This is a genomic window from Parasphingopyxis algicola, assembly GCF_013378075.1.
In the GTDB taxonomy this organism is placed as follows: Bacteria; Pseudomonadota; Alphaproteobacteria; order Sphingomonadales; family Sphingomonadaceae; genus Parasphingopyxis; species Parasphingopyxis algicola.
In genome coordinates, this window is the sequence record NZ_CP051131.1 from 829,141 (window position 1) to 846,007 (window position 16,867).

Here is a 16,867-nt window from a genome sequence, read left to right on the forward strand (position 1 = left end):
ATTTCTAGCGTTTCAGTAATTTATCGAGCCCCGGAGGGATACCCTGCCCCGGCATTCCGGGGAGACCCGGCATACCGCCGGGCGGCATGTCTCCGGGATCGGTCGGCAGGCCGTCCGGACCGCCCCCGAACATCTTCATCAGCCCCTTGATGCCGCCCATCTTCTTGATGCGCTTCATCGCGGTCGCCATTTCCTTGTGCATCTTGAGGAGCTTGTTGACCTCCTGCACGGTCGTGCCCGAGCCCATCGCCACGCGCCGCTTGCGCTTGGCGTTGAGAAGGCCCGGCTTCGCCCGCTCCTCCACGGTCATCGAACCGATCATCGCGTCCATGTGAACGAGCACCTTGTCGTCCATATTGCTGGCGGCCATCGCAGCCTGCGCCTTTTTCATGCCCGGCAGCATGCCGGCCAGCGCGCCGAGCCCGCCCATGCGCTGCATCTGCGCCAGTTGCGTGCGCAAATCGTTCAGGTCGAACTGGCCCTTGGCCATCTTCTTGGCGAAGGCTTCGGCTTCGTCCTTCTCGACCGTCTCCGCCGCGCGTTCGACCAGGCTGACGACATCGCCCATGCCGAGGATGCGGCCGGCAACGCGCTCGGGATGGAATTCCTCGATCTCGTCCAGCTTCTCGCCGACGCCGACGAACTTGATCGGCGTGCCCGTAACCGCGCGCATCGACAGCGCCGCGCCGCCGCGCGCATCACCGTCCATCCGGGTGAGCACGGTACCCGTCAGCGGCACCTGTTCGGAGAAGTTCTGCGCGACGTTGACCGCGTCCTGGCCAGTCAATGCATCGACGACGAGCAGGATTTCCTCCGGCTCGGAAACGTCCGCGACCGCCTTCATCTCGTCCATCAGCTGCTGGTCGACATGGAGACGGCCGGCGGTATCGAGCATCACGACATCGAAACCCTGCAGTTTCGCTGCCTGAAGCGCGCGCTTGGCGATATCGACAGGCTGCTGCCCATCGACAATGGGAAGCGTCGCGACGTCGGTCTGTTGGCCGAGCACCGCCAGCTGTTCCTGCGCCGCCGGACGATTAACGTCCAGTGACGCCATCAGCACCTTTTTACGGCCCTTTTCTGTCAGCCGCTTGGCGATCTTGGCGGTGGTGGTGGTTTTGCCCGAACCCTGCAGGCCGACCATCATCACGACATTGGGCGGAGTCCCCTCGACATTGAGCTCGGATGCCTCGGCTCCCAGCATCTCGACAAGCGCGTCGTTAACGATCTTGACGACCTGCTGGCCCGGCGTGACGGATTTCAGCACCTGCTGGCCGACCGCCTGTTCCGTCACCCCGTCGACGAACTCACGCGCAACCGGCAGCGCGACATCGGCCTCGAGCAACGCGATACGCACTTCGCGCATCGCCGCCCGGACATCGTTTTCGCTGAGCGCACCGCGGCCTTTCAAACGGTCGAATACGCCGCCGAGCCGATCGCTGAGACTGTCGAACATCGTACAATTCCTTCCTGTTCCGGCGAATAACGCAAAAAGCGCCGGCGGGCGAAACCTCGCCGGCCAGCGGACGCCATATCGGCGCGTCGATCTGCATTCCTCGCGGAACTGAGAGCCGCAAATACTGCGCGAAAGCGGAATTTACAAGGCCCGGACGCAAACGCCGGAAATTAACCCGGTCTTCACTCAGTTCGTGCCATTAAGCAGCTCTGTTTACGGGAAACACGTTATGCGCGAACGCGAGACCATCGCTTCGAGTTCAAATCCGACCGTTCCGGTGCCGACTGAGGATCGGCAACCTCGCGCGCTGGTTTCGGGCGCCGTCGCCCTCACCGCGATCCTCATGTTTGCCGGTCTCGGCGGACAGGTCATCGCCAGTATAATCGCCGGCACCGCATCCGAACGCGATCCCGTTCTCGCCGTCGCCCTTATCCTGAACATCGCGCTTATCCTCATCGGCTGGCGCCATCACAATGAAGTCAGCGAACAGATCAAGTCGCACAAAGATGCGGCCAAGCGCGCCCGCCTGCTGGCACTGCGCGATCCGCTCACCGGTTTTCTGAACCGGCGCGCGCTGAGCAGCGAGGCCGGCGAGATGATCAAACGGGCCGAGCAGCGCGATCGGGTCGTCGCTATGTTCGTGATCGACCTCGACAGCTTCAAATATGTGAACGATCTCAACGGCCACCATATCGGCGACGTGCTGCTGCGCGAGGTCGGCAAGCGGATCATGAGCGCCCTGCCCGGTTCGGCGCTGGGCGCGCGCCTTGGCGGCGACGAATTCGCGGCCGCTTTCCAGTTCGATCCCTCCAACCCGGCTGCGGTCGACGCTGTCGCCGACGAGCTTGTCGATCGGATCTCCCAGCCCTTCGAGATCGAACGCCAGTCGATCCAGACCAGCGCCTCGGTCGGTATCGCCCGGTCCGATCATGACTGCAACGGCGTCGATACGCTGCTGCGCCGCGCCGATATTGCGATGTATGCCGCCAAGCATCAGGGCAAGAACCGCGCCGTCTGGTTCGATGGCAGCATGGAGCGGATGCTGGAGGAACGGAACCGGGTCGAAGAGGGCATGCGCAAGGGCATCCCGGCCGGCGAATTCGCACCCTATTACGAGCAGCAGATCGACCTGCTGACCGGCAAGCTGCATGGCTTCGAAGTCCTGGCCCGCTGGGAGCATCCCACCCGGGGCGTGATCCTGCCGGAAGAATTCATTCCGGTCGCCGAAGAATGCGGCGTGATCGCCGAACTCTCCGAATGCGTGATGCGCCAGGCCTTTATCGAAGCGCGGGATTGGGATCCGAACCTGACGCTCTCGGTCAATATTTCACCAGCGCAGCTCAAGGACCCTTGGCTAGCCCAGAAGATTATCAAATTGCTGACCGAGACGAATTTCCCGGCCAGCCGCCTCGAGATCGAGATCACCGAAACGGCGCTGTTCGACAATCTCGGGATCGCGCAATCGATCATCTCGAGCCTCAAGAACCAGGGTATCCGCGTGGCGCTCGACGATTTCGGAACAGGTTATTCGAGCCTTGCCCATCTGCGCGCCCTGCCGTTCGACCGGATCAAGATCGATCGCAGCTTCGTGACCTCGATCAACGATGACAATGAAAGCGCGGCGATCGTCGATGCGATTACGCGCCTCGGCGCCAGCCTCGGCCTGCCGGTGACCGCCGAAGGCATCGAGAACGAACAGATCGAAGCAAGCCTCAAGGATCTGGGTTCGATGGCCGGACAGGGCTGGTATTTCGGCAAACCGATGGCCATCGGCCAGACACGGCGGCTGCTCGCCGACAAGGACATGCTGACGTCGCGGCCCAGCGAAGAGGTTGCCGAGGAAGCGCTCGACGATCTCCGCAAGCTGCGCCGGGCCAGTTAAGGCGCACGGCAAGCGCGAACAAAAGCGCCGTGCAAGTGGACAGCGCCCCTTCCCGACCCTAAATCGCGCGCCATGCGCCCCTCGTCCCGCTCATTGGCCTTTCACAAGATGCACGGCCTCGGCAACGATTTCGTCGTTATCGATGCCCGTGACCGGTCCGTCGAGATGACGGAGGCCCTTGCGCGCGCGCTGGCCAACCGGCGCACCGGGATCGGCTGCGACCAACTCATCCTGCTCGAACCGTCGGACGCCGCCGATCTGACCATGCGGATATTCAACGCCGACGGGGGCGAGGTAGAGGCCTGCGGCAATGCCGCGCGCTGCGTGACGCAGCTGGTCGGCGATGGCGCGGTGATCGAAACCGCCGGTGGCACCATCTCGGGTCGGGCGAACAGCGCGGGCGCGACGCTCGAAATGGGCGAACCCCGGTTCGACTGGGACGCGATCCCGCTCGCCTATGCGATGGATCCCGCGAACATGCCGGTCGGCTGGGAGAATCTCGAAAATCCGGCTGCGGTCAATGTCGGCAATCCGCATATCGTTTTCTTTGTTGCGGACGCTCCGGCGATCGATCTCGCGCGGCTCGGCCCGATCATCGAGAATGACCCGCTCTTTCCCGAACGCATAAACGTCAACGTCGCGACGATCGAGCCCGATGGCAGCATCACTCTGCGCGTCTGGGAGCGCGGCGCCGGCCTGACCCGCGCCTGCGGTACCGGCGCCTGTGCGACGATGGTCGCCGCGGTGCAGCGGAAACTGGTCGATGGCGAGACGGTCGTGCATCTGCCCGGCGGCGATCTGAAGATCGAATGGGCGCCGGGCAGGACGATCCGGATGACCGGCCCCGCGACCCATGTGTTCAGCGGCGAGATCGACACGGAGAAGCTGCTGTGAGCGGCCCCGAACTCATCACTCTGGGCTGCCGGCTGAATTTCGCCGAGAGCGAAGCGATGCGCGCCATGGCGGCCGATCGCGACGATCTCGTGATCGTCAACAGCTGCGCGGTGACCGCCGAAGCCGTGCGCAAGACGCGCCAACAGATCCGCAAGGCCAAGCGCGCGCGGCCCGATGCCGAAATCGTCGTCACCGGCTGCGCGGTCCAGACCGAACCGGATAGCTTCGACGCGATGCCCGAAGTCAGCCAGCTGCTCGGCAATCGCGAAAAGATGCTGCCCGAGAGCTTCGCGTCGAACCGCTCGCTCGTTTCCGACATCATGGCAGTCCGCGAAACGGCGCCCCATCTCGTCACCGGTTTTTCCGAACGCGCCCGCGCTTTTGTCGAGGTACAGAATGGCTGCGACCATCGCTGCACCTTCTGTGTCATCCCCTATGGCCGCGGCAACAGCCGATCCGTCCCGGCCGGGCTGGTCGTCGACCGGATCAAGGCGCTGGTCGACGAGGGCTTCGAGGAGGTCGTGCTGACCGGCGTCGATGTCACCAGCTATGGGCCAGACCTTCCCGGCAATCCCAGCCTCGGCCTGCTCGTGGAGCGCATCCTCAAGGGTGTGCCCGCCCTGCCCCGCCTGCGGCTTTCCTCGCTCGATTCGATCGAGATCGACGAGCGGCTGTTCGAGATCATCACCGGCGAACCCCGCTTCATGCCGCATCTTCATCTCTCGCTCCAGGCAGGCGACGACATGATCCTGAAACGGATGAAGCGCCGCCACAGCCGCGCGCAGTCGGTCGAGATGGTCGCGCGCCTTAAGGCCAGGCGGCCCGAAATCGCGATCGGCGCCGATATCATCGCGGGCTTCCCGACCGAAACCGACGAGATGGCGACGAATACCTTGGCGCTGGTCGACGACTGCCAGATCGTGTTCGGCCATATCTTCCCCTATTCGGCGCGGCGCGGCACGCCGGCGGCCAGGATGCCGCAGGTCCCGGTGCCCGCGCGCAAGGAGCGGGCGTACAAGCTGCGGGACGCGACGGCGCGGCAGAAAAAGACATGGCTGGACGGCCTTGTCGGAACCCGGCAACGCGTTCTCGTCGAACGGGACGACGGGATCGGTCATGCCGAGAATTTCGCCGAAGTGGCGATCGACGATCGATCCGGCGGGAACGGCGCTAATCGAGTGGGACGGATTGTCGAGACCCGGATCGTCGGTGTCGAAGACGGCATATTGGCCGGGGAAGTTTCGTGAGCGAACAGAAAAGCTGGGGCGAGAAACTGCGCTTCGGGTTCAAGCGCACCTCCGACAGGCTGGGCGGTAATCTGACCGGCCTCGTCACCAAGGAAAAACTGGACGATGAGACGCTCGACGAGATCGAGGAGGCGTTGATCGCATCCGATCTTGGGCCCTCGGTCGCCGCGCGCGTGCGCGACCGGCTGGCGAGCGGCCGCTACAACCGGCATCTGTCCGAACTCGATATCCGCGAGATCGTCGCCGAAGAACTCGAAGAGATATTGCGCCCGGTCGCCGTGCCGCTAGAGATCGACGCCTTTCCGCGCCCGCAGGTGATGCTGGTCATCGGCGTCAACGGCTCTGGCAAGACGACCACGATCGCCAAGCTCGGCCATCTCTTCCTCGAAGACGATTACAACGTCATGCTCGTCGCCGGTGACACGTTCCGCGCGGCGGCGATCGGCCAGCTCAAGGTCTGGGCCGAGCGACTCGGCGTGCCGATCATCGCAGGAGAGGAAGGCGGCGATGCGGCGAGCCTCGTGTTCGAGGGGGTCAAGCGCGGTACCGAGATCGGCACGGACGTGCTCATTGTCGACACGGCGGGGCGCTTGCAAAACAAGAGTCACTTGATGGACGAGCTTTCGAAAATCCGCCGGGTGCTTGGGCGGCTCAACGAACAAGCCCCCCACAATGTGATCCTGGTGCTCGACGCGACCACCGGGCAAAATGCCCTGTCCCAGATCGAGGTGTTCAAGGAGGTGGCCAATGTCACGGGCCTTGTTATGACCAAGCTGGACGGGACCGCCCGGGGCGGCGTTCTGGTCGCGGCGGCCGAGAAATTCGGCCTGCCGATCCATGCGATCGGCGTCGGCGAAACGCTGGAGGATTTGCGTCCCTTCGATCCTCGCGCAGTCGCGCGCGCGATCACGGGCGCGGACGAGTTTGATGGAGAGTAGAGTATGAGCGAAGGCGAAACCAAAGGGGAGCTGTCGTCCGGAATGCGCATGGCGCTGGATTTCGGGCCGGTGCTGATCTTCTTCGCGGTCAATTTCCTGGCGCCACCGCCGCTCGGGATATTCTACGCGACAGGCGCCTTCATGGCCGCGATGATGGTCGCTCTCGTAATATCCTGGGCAAAAGTCGGCAAGATTTCACCGATGCTGCTCTTTTCGGGCGTGATGGTGGTGATTTTCGGCGGCATCACATTGTTCCTGCGCGACGAGACCTTCATCAAGATCAAGCCGACCATCTATTATGTCTTCATCGCCGCGATCCTCATCTTCGGGCTACTGATGAAACGGCCGACGCTCAAGGCCCTGCTGGGCAGCGCCTATCCGGGGCTCAGCGATCGGGGCTGGGACATGCTGTCGCGCAACTGGGCGATCTTCTTTCTGGCCATGGCCGTGCTCAACGAAGCGGTATGGCGCAATTTCAGCACCGATTTCTGGGTCGGATTCAAGCTATGGGGCGCGATCCCGCTGACCCTCATCTTCGCCTTCGCCAATGTGCCGATGCTGCTGAAGAACGGCCTCAATCTCGACAAGGCGGACGAGCCGCCCATGCCCGAAGCCCATGAATAGGGCTCCGGGCGAGCGGCTCGGGATCAACCGATAGGGCTCAGCCCTGATCGGCTCGACTGACGCCGTTGCCATCGATATTCTGGGCGACGAATTCCCAGTTCACATGATCGAGCAGCGCATCGACATAAGCGCCGCGATCATTCTGGTAGTCCAGATAATAGGCATGCTCCCACACATCGAGCGTCAAGAGCGGCTTCATCCCCTCGTGCGCGACCGGGGTGTCGGCGTCGTGGAGCGAGGTGATCTCGAGCGTGTCGCCATTGAGGACGAGCCAGGCCCAGCCGCTGGCGAAATGCCCGGTCGCTTCTTCCTTGAACGCCTCGAGCATGTCCGACTTGGATCCGAAACAGTCTTCGATATGGGCGGCGAGCGCGCCCGACGGATTCTGTTTTTCGGGGCTCAGGCACTTCCAGTAGAAACTGTGGTTCCAGACCTGGGCCGAATTGTTGAACAGCCCTTGGTCGCCCTTCTCCTTCGCCGCGAGAATCACCTGCGACAGCTTGGCGTCCGCCAGATCGCCACCTTCGATGGCGTCGTTCGTCTTGTTCACATAGGCCTGATGGTGTTTTCCGTGGTGGAAATCGAAAGTCTTCGAGGAAATCAGATCGCCGAAAGCGTCCTTCGCATAGGGAAGGTCGGGCAGTTCGAAAGGCATGGGAAAGTCTCCTGCTGGTCGGTCTTACATGACGGTAACGCACGGGGTCTTCAAGGGTATCCATACGATCGAAATGAGAATTTTCGCCTCGGGTTCGGGACGCCCGAAAAAAGGGGCCGGCCGCCTCGCGAGAAGGCGGCCGGCCCTTCTTCCGGCGCAATAAATGGCCTGCGTTTAGCCGTTCGGTTCGACGATGAAGTTCGACAGGTCGTTGCGCGGCGCATCCCATTCGGGCGCCAGTTCGGTTGCTGTCAGGATATCGTTATAGGCTGCCGTCAAATCGCCGTTCAGGTGATGGGCGAGGCCACGCCCATAATGCGCGACCGCCGGTTGTTCCGTCCCCAAATCGAGCGCGCGCGTGAAATAGGGCAACGCCTCCTCGCCACGCTCGTCGCGCCGCATCAGGGTGATCGCCTTGTTCAGCATCGCTTCGGGCTGTTCGGGATCCATCCGGAGAGCCCGGTCGAAATCGGTAAGCGCCAGATTATACTGGCCGCGGTGGAACTGGATGATACCCCGGTTAACATAGGTTGCGATCCGGTCCCGATGGGTCAGCGCTTCTTCTTGGAGCGCGAAATCGCAGGGCCTGAGATCGCCGCGCGAATCCGATTGCCGCGCCGCTGCGGTATAGCAGGATTCCGCTGAACTGTTTCCGCTGACCAGAACCGCGCTGTTGGCCGCGCCGGCCATAACCGTCACGGCAAGCGCGCTGGCTGCGAGTTTGAGCATCATTTGCATGGCATCCTCCTGTAGGCGTCGCCATTATGCAGAAAATCGACATATCCGCACAAAAAACGGGCCGTCTCCGTCATAATATTCGCCGAACGGCCGATTGGACACGACGAACGGCAGGCTGCGAAGGGCGGCTCTAGCCGCCCTGTCCGCCGACGACGCGGAACCGCGCCAGATCGCGGGCCGGCACATCCCATTCCGGATCGATGTCGGTGGCCCGCCGGATATCGTAATAGGCCGACGAAATGTCTCCGTTCATCTCGTGCGCCACACCGCGTCCGTAATAGGCGAGCGCCGGTTCGCGCGTGCCATATTCGATGGCGGCGGTGAGCAGCGCCACGATCTCGGACGGGTTCTCGCGCTGGTGCAGCAGCGCCAACCCCTTGTTGAGATAGGCTTCGGGTTCGCTGCTATCGAGGTCGATTGCCCGGTCGTAATCCGCGATGGCCCGGCCATAGTCGCCGTTCTGGACATGCAATATGCCGCGATTGACATGGCTCGCGACGCGATCCCGGCCGGTGATCAGCCGATCCTCGATGGCTTGGGTGCAGACGCGAATGTCGCTGGGTCGGGACCGTTCGTTGAGCGCCGACTCATAACAGGTGCGCGCGGTGCTGTTGCCGACGACGCTGATCGCGGCATGGGCGGTTCCGGCGGCGAAACCGGCGACGGCGAGAGCCGCGACGATGGATAATCCACGCATGGCATTTCTCCCTTTCGTGCGCGGAATATACGCCATTTGGCCGATTTTGGCGAATCAGCCGATCATTTCGTGGCGCTTGAGCGCATGGCGCAGCTGATCATAGCTCAATCCCAATGCCTTGGCGGTCTGGCGCTGATTGTAACGCGCCCGTTCCAGCGCCGCCTCCAATATCTCTTTTTCATAATGCTCGACCGCCGCCTTGAAGTCCGAGACTACGGGCTTGCGCGGCTCGGCGGCGGGCCGTGACGGCGCGGCGGCGGTCTTCTCTTCCGCCTCCGGCTCGGGCGGTATTTGCCAGGGGGAGTCGAACGGATCGAGCTGTATGCTGTCGACAGGCTCTGCGGCCCGTTCCCAGCGATAGACCGCGCGTTCGACGACGTTGCGCAGCTCGCGGACATTGCCGGGCCAGTCATGCGCCATCAGCGCCGTTACCGCATTGTCGCCGAAGCCCGGCCAGGACGGCCAGTCCAGCTCGACCGCCATCCGCCGGCCGAAATAGTCGGCGAGGATCAGGATGTCGCTCTCCCGGACGCGAAGCGGCGGCAGCGTGACGACTTCGAAGGAGAGACGGTCGAGCAGGTCGGCGCGGAACCGGTTGTGCTCGACCAGGCTCGGCAGGTTTTCGTTGGTCGCCGCAACGATCCGGACATCGACCCGGATTGGGGTGTTGGAACCGATCCGGCTGACCTCGCCATATTCGACCGCGCGGAGCAGGCGCTCCTGCGCGGCGGCGGAGAGAGTCGCCAACTCGTCGAGGAACAGGGTGCCGCCATCGGCCTCCTCGAACGCCCCGGCCCGGGCGCGCGTCGCGCCGGTAAAGGCGCCGGCCTCGTGGCCGAACAGCTCGGCCTCGATCAGCGTTTCGGGCAAAGCCGCGCAGTTGAGCGTGATCAGCGGACCCTCCCAGCGCTGGCTCAGGCGGTGCAGGCGTTCGGCGATCAGCTCCTTGCCCGTCCCGCGCTCGCCGATTACGAGGACCGGGCGGTCCAGCGCGGCCGCGCGGCTGGCCATCTCGACCGCATCGAGAAAGGCACCGGACTCTCCGACAAATTGGGCTTCGCGTTCCATTCCGATTCTTTAGCGTAAAATACTAAACAATAGCAATATGCACCGCTCGAATTTCACTCGCGACCCGCTTAAGCACTTGTTTTTCTTGAATAATCAAAAATTGGCACACTCCCTGCAATGAATGGGACGTTAACAGTCACAACGACGATAACCCAGTTTCAAAACCCCGATTGGGGGCCAAGGTTCAGGAGACCAGACATGACCAGCATCAAAGACATCAGCCAGAACATCGCCGCCGCAATGGCCGCTCTCGCCGTCACCGGCGTCTGCGTCCTCGGAACGGTCGGCCCGGTCCAGGCCGGCAACACCGGCGAGCCGGTCGAGCTGCAGGCCGACCAGGACGAGATTATCATCGTTACCGGCCGCATCGCATAGGCCACCAAGTCAGGCCGGGGAGGCGGCTGCCCCTCCCCCTCCCCGGCCAAAAAAATGTTCGAGGGGCATTAGGAGTAGCTACCATGGGAATTTTCTCCCGCACTCGCGACATTATCGCCGCCAACGTCACCGATATTCTCGACAAGGCTGAAGATCCGGCCAAGATGGTCCGGATGATCATCCTCGAGATGGAGGAAACGCTGGTGGAAGTTCGCGCCTCCGCTGCCCGGACGATCGCCGACCAGAAGGAAATGCGCCGGTCGATCACCAAGCTCGAACAGCTCCAGGAAAGCTGGAAGGAAAAGGCCGAACTCGCGCTGTCCAAGGACCGCGAAGATCTCGCCAAGCAGGCGCTGGTCGAAAAGCAGAAGGCCGCGGACATGGCGGACCGGCTCAACGGCGAAATCGAAATCCTCGATGAATCGCTGCGAGCCTATGAACAGGACATCTCGAAGCTCCAGGGCAAGCTTCGCGAGGCCCGCAGCCGCCAGAACACCATCTCGGCCCGGCTCGAAACCGCGGAAAACCAGATCAAGCTGCGCGACCTCTACAATGGCGATCGCGTGCAGGATGCCTTTTCCCGTTTCGAAATGCTCGAACGCCATGTCGACATGGCCGAAGGCCGTGCCGATGCGCTCGCGCTGGGCAGCAACCAGCCGAAGACGCTCGAGGAAGAGATCGACGAACTCGAAACGAGCGACAAGGTCGAAGCCGAACTCGCGGCCATGAAAAAGGCCAGCAAGAAACCCTCCGAAACCAAGGAAGCATAACCCATGGAAGACATCCTCGTACCCATCGGCGTCGTCGGGATGCTCTTCATCGGGCTTCCCTGGCTGATCCTCCACTACTCCACCCAGTGGAAGCGCGCCGGATCGATCACCCGGGAAGACGAAGATCTGCTGGATGAACTTTATGACGCCGCCCGGCGACTGGACGACCGGATGAACACGATCGAACGGATCATCGCCGCCGACAATCCCGAATGGGCCCGCGAACGCGCGCTGCGCCACGAGCCTCCCAGGGACGATCGGATCGAGGCGCGTATGGAAGACCGGATTGCCGAACAGGATATGAGCCGCGCCGACCGCCGGCGGTAACGAGACAAGGAACAGGAGACCGACAATGCATGACCGCCGTACGAAATTCTATCTCGACAAGCAGAATGCCAAGTTTCTGGGCGTCTGTGCCGGCGTCGCCGACTATACCGGGATCGATACGCTCTGGACCCGGATCGGGTTCATGGTCACCGCGCTCTTCTTCTTCCCGCCGCTGTTCCTCGTCTATTTCATCGTCGCCTGGCTGGCTCCGAAAAAGCCGCTCGGCCTCTACGAGGACAAGGAAGAGGAGAAATTCTGGCAGGGCACCCGCGCCAATCCGCGGCGCTCGGTCAACGAGATCCGCTCGCGGTTTCGCGATGTCGATCGCCGGCTCGCCGATGTCGAGCTGATGGTGACGAGCCGCAACACGCGCCTCGCCCAGGAAATCGACGCACTGCGCTAGGGTTCGGGGCGATAAGGTTCAGGGAGGAAATATCAGATGAATTGGGGAAGTCCGGTCTTTGTCTTGGCAATCGTGGGAATGAGTTTCCTCGCCTGGATCATTACGACCGCCATCCGCGCCAAACACGGCTATCCGCTGGAGAATGAATGGGGCGGATCGACCCACCGGCCAGACCCGGAGAACAACCGCAAGATCGAATTGCTCGCCAACGAGAATGGCGAACTGAAAGACAAGATCGTCCGGCTCGAAGAGCGTATTTCGGTCCTGGAACGGATCGCGACGGACGGCAGCACACGGCTCGCGGACGAGATCGAAAACCTCCGCGACGCGGCGAAGTAGAAAGGGAAACAATGCTCGAAACACCTGCAATTGCCATCGCGCTTGTCGGATTGCTCGCCGTGGGCGGCTGGATCTTCACCACTTGGTTGCGTGTGAAGAACGGATATCCGCTCGACGGTGCTTGGGGGCAAGCTGTCTATCCGCGGAAGAACGCTGAAACCGAAGAGCGGGTGAAACTGCTCAGCCAGGAAAATGCGCAGCTGCGCGCCGAGATCGGTTCGGTCAAAGACCGACTCACCAATATCGAACGCATCGTCACCGACGGCGGTTATGTTCTCGAGCAGGAAATCGAAAGCCTGCGCGGGAAGGCCAACTAGGAGAGATCGTGATGGACTTGGAGCTGATGGGCATTTTGCTGATGACGGTCGTCTTCCCGATCTGCGCCGTCACCTTCTGGATATTCGGCGGCAAATGGTTCGAGCTCCGCAAGACCGAAGCCGAAGCCAATGCCAGGATGGCAGCGGAAAGTGCCGCGCAATATGCGGCGAAGACCGAGCGGCTCGAACAGCGGGTCGCCACATTGGAGCGAATCCTCACGGATCGCTCGACGAATTTGAGCGACGAGATCGAAAATCTGCGGGACAAACCGCTTAACTAGACACGAACAAGGTTCAGGGAGGTAATTATGGGTCCGTTTGAAATGGTCGTTGCGATCGTTCTGATCACCGCGATCGCCGGCGTTATGCGCGCCAGATACAAGGCCGGAATCATTGAGGACGAAAACGGCGTCGAACGTCGGATCGTGGATCCGGACGCGGGGCGCATGCGCGAGGAAATCAAACAGCTGAAGGAGCGGATCGCCGTTCTCGAGCGGATCGCGACCGACAAGGGCAATCGGCTCGAACAGGAAATCGAAGCTCTGCGCGACAGTACGCATAGCTAGAAGAAGAACAAGGTTCAGGAAAGAAAGGTATAATCATGCAGGATCAGATACCGACTTTAGCCATTGCGGCGACCGGATTGATCGGGCTGATAATCGCCAGCTACGCGGGCCTGAGGGGGTGGCGCGGATGGCTGGAACTGAAGCGGCTCGAACTCCAGCAAAAAGCGGCAATGTCCGGCGATGTGCCGGCGCCGAGCACCGGATCGCGGATCGAGGTCGCCGACCTCAAGGAACGGGTCCGCAAGCTGGAGGCGATCGCCGCCGGCATCGAACTTTAAGACCAACGCGTTTCGTCATTCCGCCAGCCCCGCGGAATCTTTTCGGCCCGGCCAGAAACTCCCGCCGAAAAGGCCCCGGCATCCGTGCCGGGGTGACGACCGGCCGGCCAGCCCCTAAATGGCGGGCATGACCGAACTTCCCTCTCTCGACGATGTCCGCGAGGAATATGAATTTCTCGAAAGCGACGACCGCTATCGGCTGCTGATCGAACTCGGCCACGGCCTCGAAGACATGCCCGACGCGCTGAAAACGGATGCGACGCTGGTCCGCGGCTGCTCGGCGGCGGTCTGGGTCTATCCGACGAAAACGGACGATGGCCGGCTGCACTTCCTCGCCGACAGCAACGCGGCGATCACCAAGGGGATCATCGCGCTCGTCCTGCTGACGGTGCAGGATCGGACCGCGGACGAAATCCTGGCTACAAATATCGAGGGCGGGCTGGCCAGTTTCGACCTGAAGAACCAGCTGAGTTCGAACCGGACCCAGGGGATCCCCAACATGATCGCGCTGATCCGCAAAACCGCCGAACGCTATTCCTGAGACGGGCCGACGCCGAGCGCCTCGGATACCTTCTCCATTGGCATGCCGGGCTTGACCAGAACCCAGTTGAGCAGGTTGCCGGACTGCACCACGGTCACCGCCTTTTTGGGACAGACCGACAGGCAATTCACTTCGACGATGCCGAGCCGGGCCGTGCGGCCCTTCTTGCCGCCCAGATGCTTGCTTAGCGCCTTGGCGAGACGCGTCTTGCCCTTCGGTCCGAACCCGCCGCCGAGGCGTTTCGAGCATTTGCGGCAGACGAGGATCGCGCTTTGCCAGTCGGATCGGACGGTCTTGATCAGACGCCTTTCCAGGTCCGGCGTTCTTCAGCGGCGCGCAACACGTCCCAGGCCGCCTGCCCCGCCTGAAACCGCTTGGCGGCCTCGGTGTCGCCGGGCTTCACGTCCGGATGGTTTTCCTTGGCGAGCTTGCGCCACGCCTTTTTCACCGTCGCGATATCCGCGTCGCCGTCCAGCTCGAAAATCTCGAGCGCCCGCAATTCGTCGGCGCTGCGCGTCCCGTCGCCCGGACCGCCCCAGCCATAATGCGATGCCTGGCCGAACCCGCTCGCGTCGCGCTGTTCGTCATGCTCGCGCTGCTTGCGCTGTTCCTTGGTCAGGCCTTCGAAATAATTATAGTTGCGGTTGTACTCGGCCGCATGCTTTTCGCAGAAATACCAGCGTTCCGGGCTGTTCGGCGCCTTGGGCGCGGGCCGGTCCCCCGGTTCTTCGCAGCCGTCCCGGTCGCACAGGCGCACTTCGACCGTCTCGCGCGACGAATCATAGCCGCGCCAGCGGGGAAAGCCCCAGTCGTTAGATCGTCTTGCGCCAGCCATATCGCGCTATTCTAGCTCCTGAATCGGGAGCGGGCCATGCCGAACCGGCATGACCCGCTTTCCCGGATATTCGCTTGGCGGAACGACTTTCGCTCCGCCCTGTCGGTCAGCTGTAAGCAGCTGCGCCGATCAACCCCGCTGTACCGACCAGCGAGGATATGAGGATACCGATGATCACGCCCATCACGACGAACGAGGCGATGATCCAGATAATGATCGTAACGGCGGTGAAACCGACCGCCTTGCTTTCCGGCACTTTCATTGCCGTCTGGCTGCCGAGATAGAGCAGATAGGCGGAATAACCGAACGCCGCCAGCGACAGCAGCACGTTCAGCCCCGGAATGAAGCCGAAAAAGCCGGCGATCCATGTCGGGGTCGCCGAATAGACGACAAGTTTCATCGCCGACAGATCGTTCTTCTCGCCGTCGAAGCTGGGTACCAGCGCGTTGACGATAATGCCCATCAGATAGACGATGCCGAGACCGATGACATAGCCGGCGATCGCCGAGACGAGGAAATAGCTCATCCCGAAATAGCGATAGGGCCCGATCGAAAGCCCCAAAGCGATCAGCGTGCCGACGACCGGCAGGGCGGCCAGGATCATCGCGTAACCGGTGAACAATCCGCCGACTGTACCGTCCTCGGCTTCGATTTTCGTCCATTCCGTCTTCGGCGACAAAAGAATGTTCTTTGCGCGGTCGATCAAGCTCATATCTTCCCCCAATATGTCCTCTGCCCATGGTGGACCAGTTTGCTTGATTCGTAAAGCAAAGGCGGATTTGCGGAGCTGTGCTCCAGATCACGGAAAATCGTTGCCAGAGGGCCTGTAAGCCGGGTTCTGTCCGGCGGATCGCTCCGCCTGTGCGGCCATTCCTCTAGGGACGGGATCGCTCCCGCCCTCAAGCAACCAACCCGGACGACAGGCCGGACCCGGGCCTATATGCCATCCCTATTCGGTCTTGCTCCCGGTGGGGTTTGCCGTGCCGCGGCCGTTGCCGGCGCGCGCGGTGCGCTCTTACCGCACCCTTTCACTTTTCACCGGGTCGAAACCTTGGGTGACCTGCTCTCTGTGGCACTTTCCCTGGGGTCGCCCCCGCCGGGCATTATCCGGCACCGCGGGTCCATGGAGCCCGGACTTTCCTCGCGGCATCGCTGCCCCGTGGCCGCCCGGCCCTCTGGCCCCTCCTATCTAGCGTCGCCCTGTTCGCGTTCCAAGAGCAGCTGGAAAAGAATGGCGCGGGACTGGCCGTCGATCGTGCCGTCGATCAGCTCGGGGCGGAACCGCCGCTGAAAAGCGACGACGGCGGCCATCTTGTCTTCGATATCGTAGCCGAACCGCTCGAGCGCGATCAGGAACGCGCTGTCGGTCCAGCCAGGATCAGTGGCGGCATTTTCGGGCCGGGCCAGCGCCAGGTTCAGCCGGGCGAGCTTGTCCCACGGGAAGAGTTCGCCCGGATCCTGCCTGCGGGCCGGCGCGACATCCGAATGGCCTACGACATTGGTGCGGGGAATGTCGTGCCGCTTGCGGATCTCGTTGGCCAGCCTGACGACCGACGCGATCTGGTCGCCCGGAAAGGGCCGATAGCCGAATTCATGCCCCGGATTGACGATCTCGATCCCGATGCTGGCCGAATTCACGTCGGTGATGCCGCGCCAATAGGAGGCCCCTGCATGCCAGGCGCGCTTGCCCTCGTCGACGAGCCGCAGCACCGTGCCGTCCTCGTTGACGACATAATGGGACGAGACGCCCGAATCCGCGCTGGTCAGCCGGCGAATCGCCGACGCGCCGTCGGCCATCCCCGTATAATGCATGACGAGGATCGAAACCGGCAGCTTGCGGTCGTTGAAATTCGGCGATGGCGTATCGACGATCGTCACGCAGATCGCCTCCGCAATCGGACTGATAAAGGCAACAGA

The 16,867-nt window shown here is 62.4% G+C and carries 23 protein-coding genes and 1 other RNA gene; 15 read left to right on the forward strand and 9 right to left on the reverse strand.

From position 1 onward, the window contains the following. Window positions 1-4: 4 nt before the first annotated feature. Entirely contained in the window at window positions 5-1,456 is a 1,452-nt protein-coding gene (gene ffh / locus HFP57_RS04070) for a signal recognition particle protein (RefSeq protein ID WP_176868597.1), read from the reverse strand. Between the two features lie 229 nt (window positions 1,457-1,685). On the opposite strand from ffh, the gene HFP57_RS04075 reads away from it, so the two are divergent. The 5 genes from HFP57_RS04075 (at window position 1,686) to HFP57_RS04095 (ending at window position 7,041) form a co-directional block, all read left to right on the forward strand. Then, window positions 1,686-3,338: a putative bifunctional diguanylate cyclase/phosphodiesterase gene (locus HFP57_RS04075; RefSeq protein WP_176868598.1), complete on the forward strand. Its 1,653-nt coding sequence runs from the start codon at window positions 1,686-1,688 to the stop codon at window positions 3,336-3,338. Window positions 3,339-3,410: 72 nt separating this feature from the next. Next, complete coding sequence (dapF, locus tag HFP57_RS04080; RefSeq protein ID WP_176868599.1) at window positions 3,411-4,232, forward strand: diaminopimelate epimerase; 822 nt, start codon at window positions 3,411-3,413, stop codon at window positions 4,230-4,232. Then, window positions 4,229-5,479, forward strand: a complete 1,251-nt coding sequence (gene mtaB / locus HFP57_RS04085; protein WP_176868600.1) for a tRNA (N(6)-L-threonylcarbamoyladenosine(37)-C(2))-methylthiotransferase MtaB — start codon at window positions 4,229-4,231, stop codon at window positions 5,477-5,479. The genes dapF and mtaB overlap by 4 nt, the downstream gene beginning before the upstream one ends. Then, a complete protein-coding gene (gene ftsY, locus HFP57_RS04090; RefSeq protein ID WP_176868601.1) occupies window positions 5,476-6,417 on the forward strand; it encodes a signal recognition particle-docking protein FtsY in 942 nt (313 codons plus the stop codon). Before mtaB ends, ftsY begins: the two co-directional genes overlap by 4 nt. Window positions 6,418-6,420: 3 nt before the next feature. After that, on the forward strand, window positions 6,421-7,041 hold the full coding sequence (locus tag HFP57_RS04095) for a septation protein A (protein WP_246263348.1): 621 nt from the start codon (window positions 6,421-6,423) through the stop codon (window positions 7,039-7,041). A 37-nt stretch (window positions 7,042-7,078) separates the two neighbouring features. On the opposite strand, the gene HFP57_RS04100 is transcribed toward HFP57_RS04095, so the two are convergent. From HFP57_RS04100 to pspF, 4 genes are all read right to left on the reverse strand, one after another. Next, window positions 7,079-7,696 (reverse strand): superoxide dismutase, encoded by a 618-nt coding sequence (locus tag HFP57_RS04100; protein ID WP_176868602.1) that lies wholly within the window; start codon window positions 7,694-7,696, stop codon window positions 7,079-7,081. A gap of 174 nt (window positions 7,697-7,870) precedes the next feature. Further along, window positions 7,871-8,434, reverse strand: a complete 564-nt coding sequence (locus tag HFP57_RS04105) for a tetratricopeptide repeat protein (protein WP_176868603.1) — start codon at window positions 8,432-8,434, stop codon at window positions 7,871-7,873. Window positions 8,435-8,564: 130 nt separating this feature from the next. Then, window positions 8,565-9,131 carry a tetratricopeptide repeat protein gene (locus HFP57_RS04110; protein ID WP_176868604.1) on the reverse strand — a complete coding sequence of 189 codons (567 nt, stop codon included), beginning with the start codon at window positions 9,129-9,131 and terminating at the stop codon, window positions 8,565-8,567. 54 nt (window positions 9,132-9,185) lie between these two features. Further along, window positions 9,186-10,199: a phage shock protein operon transcriptional activator gene (gene pspF, locus HFP57_RS04115; protein ID WP_176868605.1), complete on the reverse strand. Its 1,014-nt coding sequence runs from the start codon at window positions 10,197-10,199 to the stop codon at window positions 9,186-9,188. A gap of 198 nt (window positions 10,200-10,397) precedes the next feature. Here pspF and HFP57_RS04120 point away from each other — a divergent pair, with 198 nt between their 5' ends. From HFP57_RS04120 to HFP57_RS04165, 10 genes are all read left to right on the forward strand, one after another. Continuing rightward, on the forward strand, window positions 10,398-10,574 hold the full coding sequence (locus HFP57_RS04120) for a hypothetical protein (RefSeq protein ID WP_176868606.1): 177 nt from the start codon (window positions 10,398-10,400) through the stop codon (window positions 10,572-10,574). Window positions 10,575-10,657: 83 nt separating this feature from the next. Continuing rightward, window positions 10,658-11,344, forward strand: a complete 687-nt coding sequence (pspA, locus tag HFP57_RS04125; protein ID WP_176868607.1) for a phage shock protein PspA — start codon at window positions 10,658-10,660, stop codon at window positions 11,342-11,344. A gap of 3 nt (window positions 11,345-11,347) precedes the next feature. Continuing rightward, on the forward strand, window positions 11,348-11,671 hold the full coding sequence (gene pspB, locus HFP57_RS04130) for an envelope stress response membrane protein PspB (protein ID WP_176868608.1): 324 nt from the start codon (window positions 11,348-11,350) through the stop codon (window positions 11,669-11,671). A gap of 25 nt (window positions 11,672-11,696) precedes the next feature. Next, on the forward strand, window positions 11,697-12,074 hold the full coding sequence (gene pspC / locus HFP57_RS04135) for an envelope stress response membrane protein PspC (RefSeq protein ID WP_176868609.1): 378 nt from the start codon (window positions 11,697-11,699) through the stop codon (window positions 12,072-12,074). Between the two features lie 36 nt (window positions 12,075-12,110). Then, complete coding sequence (locus tag HFP57_RS04140) at window positions 12,111-12,413, forward strand: hypothetical protein (RefSeq protein ID WP_176868610.1); 303 nt, start codon at window positions 12,111-12,113, stop codon at window positions 12,411-12,413. Between the two features lie 11 nt (window positions 12,414-12,424). After that, window positions 12,425-12,730 carry a hypothetical protein gene (locus tag HFP57_RS04145; protein ID WP_176868611.1) on the forward strand — a complete coding sequence of 102 codons (306 nt, stop codon included), beginning with the start codon at window positions 12,425-12,427 and terminating at the stop codon, window positions 12,728-12,730. Between the two features lie 11 nt (window positions 12,731-12,741). Next, window positions 12,742-13,011, forward strand: coding sequence for a hypothetical protein (locus tag HFP57_RS04150; protein WP_246263351.1), 270 nt, complete (start codon window positions 12,742-12,744; stop codon window positions 13,009-13,011). A 27-nt stretch (window positions 13,012-13,038) separates the two neighbouring features. Next, window positions 13,039-13,296, forward strand: a complete 258-nt coding sequence (locus HFP57_RS04155; RefSeq protein WP_176868612.1) for a coiled-coil domain-containing protein — start codon at window positions 13,039-13,041, stop codon at window positions 13,294-13,296. A 35-nt stretch (window positions 13,297-13,331) separates the two neighbouring features. After that, a complete protein-coding gene (locus HFP57_RS04160; protein ID WP_176868613.1) occupies window positions 13,332-13,574 on the forward strand; it encodes a hypothetical protein in 243 nt (80 codons plus the stop codon). A gap of 118 nt (window positions 13,575-13,692) precedes the next feature. Beyond that, on the forward strand, window positions 13,693-14,115 hold the full coding sequence (locus HFP57_RS04165) for a SufE family protein (protein ID WP_176868614.1): 423 nt from the start codon (window positions 13,693-13,695) through the stop codon (window positions 14,113-14,115). Between the two features lie 298 nt (window positions 14,116-14,413). Here the strand turns inward: HFP57_RS04165 and HFP57_RS04175 are convergent, their stop codons facing one another. The 4 genes from HFP57_RS04175 to HFP57_RS04190 form a co-directional block, all read right to left on the reverse strand. Continuing rightward, entirely contained in the window at window positions 14,414-14,950 is a 537-nt protein-coding gene (locus tag HFP57_RS04175; RefSeq protein WP_176868615.1) for a J domain-containing protein, read from the reverse strand. Window positions 14,951-15,056: 106 nt separating this feature from the next. Further along, window positions 15,057-15,662: a Yip1 family protein gene (locus HFP57_RS04180; protein ID WP_176868616.1), complete on the reverse strand. Its 606-nt coding sequence runs from the start codon at window positions 15,660-15,662 to the stop codon at window positions 15,057-15,059. A gap of 99 nt (window positions 15,663-15,761) precedes the next feature. Next, window positions 15,762-16,129: RNase P RNA component class A (gene rnpB, locus HFP57_RS04185), an RNA gene on the reverse strand. 6 nt (window positions 16,130-16,135) lie between these two features. Next, entirely contained in the window at window positions 16,136-16,828 is a 693-nt protein-coding gene (locus tag HFP57_RS04190) for an N-acetylmuramoyl-L-alanine amidase (protein WP_176868617.1), read from the reverse strand. Window positions 16,829-16,867: the final 39 nt, after the last annotated feature.

Bases quoted from the DNA above. Each gene is read 5' to 3' on its own strand.
- ffh (WP_176868597.1), bottom strand. From the start codon at position 1,456: ATGTTCGACAGTCTCAGCGATCGGCTCGGCGGCGTATTCGACCGTTTG.
- HFP57_RS04075 (WP_176868598.1), top strand. From the start codon at position 1,686: ATGCGCGAACGCGAGACCATCGCTTCGAGTTCAAATCCGACCGTTCCG.
- dapF (WP_176868599.1), top strand. From the start codon at position 3,411: ATGCGCCCCTCGTCCCGCTCATTGGCCTTTCACAAGATGCACGGCCTC.
- HFP57_RS04095 (WP_246263348.1), top strand. From the start codon at position 6,421: ATGAGCGAAGGCGAAACCAAAGGGGAGCTGTCGTCCGGAATGCGCATG.
- HFP57_RS04100 (WP_176868602.1), bottom strand. From the start codon at position 7,696: ATGCCTTTCGAACTGCCCGACCTTCCCTATGCGAAGGACGCTTTCGGC.
- HFP57_RS04105 (WP_176868603.1), bottom strand. From the start codon at position 8,434: ATGCAAATGATGCTCAAACTCGCAGCCAGCGCGCTTGCCGTGACGGTT.
- HFP57_RS04110 (WP_176868604.1), bottom strand. From the start codon at position 9,131: ATGCGTGGATTATCCATCGTCGCGGCTCTCGCCGTCGCCGGTTTCGCC.
- pspF (WP_176868605.1), bottom strand. From the start codon at position 10,199: ATGGAACGCGAAGCCCAATTTGTCGGAGAGTCCGGTGCCTTTCTCGAT.
- HFP57_RS04120 (WP_176868606.1), top strand. From the start codon at position 10,398: ATGACCAGCATCAAAGACATCAGCCAGAACATCGCCGCCGCAATGGCC.
- pspA (WP_176868607.1), top strand. From the start codon at position 10,658: ATGGGAATTTTCTCCCGCACTCGCGACATTATCGCCGCCAACGTCACC.
- pspB (WP_176868608.1), top strand. From the start codon at position 11,348: ATGGAAGACATCCTCGTACCCATCGGCGTCGTCGGGATGCTCTTCATC.
- pspC (WP_176868609.1), top strand. From the start codon at position 11,697: ATGCATGACCGCCGTACGAAATTCTATCTCGACAAGCAGAATGCCAAG.
- HFP57_RS04140 (WP_176868610.1), top strand. From the start codon at position 12,111: ATGAATTGGGGAAGTCCGGTCTTTGTCTTGGCAATCGTGGGAATGAGT.
- HFP57_RS04145 (WP_176868611.1), top strand. From the start codon at position 12,425: ATGCTCGAAACACCTGCAATTGCCATCGCGCTTGTCGGATTGCTCGCC.
- HFP57_RS04150 (WP_246263351.1), top strand. From the start codon at position 12,742: ATGGACTTGGAGCTGATGGGCATTTTGCTGATGACGGTCGTCTTCCCG.
- HFP57_RS04155 (WP_176868612.1), top strand. From the start codon at position 13,039: ATGGGTCCGTTTGAAATGGTCGTTGCGATCGTTCTGATCACCGCGATC.
- HFP57_RS04160 (WP_176868613.1), top strand. From the start codon at position 13,332: ATGCAGGATCAGATACCGACTTTAGCCATTGCGGCGACCGGATTGATC.
- HFP57_RS04165 (WP_176868614.1), top strand. From the start codon at position 13,693: ATGGCGGGCATGACCGAACTTCCCTCTCTCGACGATGTCCGCGAGGAA.
- HFP57_RS04175 (WP_176868615.1), bottom strand. From the start codon at position 14,950: ATGGCTGGCGCAAGACGATCTAACGACTGGGGCTTTCCCCGCTGGCGC.
- HFP57_RS04180 (WP_176868616.1), bottom strand. From the start codon at position 15,662: ATGAGCTTGATCGACCGCGCAAAGAACATTCTTTTGTCGCCGAAGACG.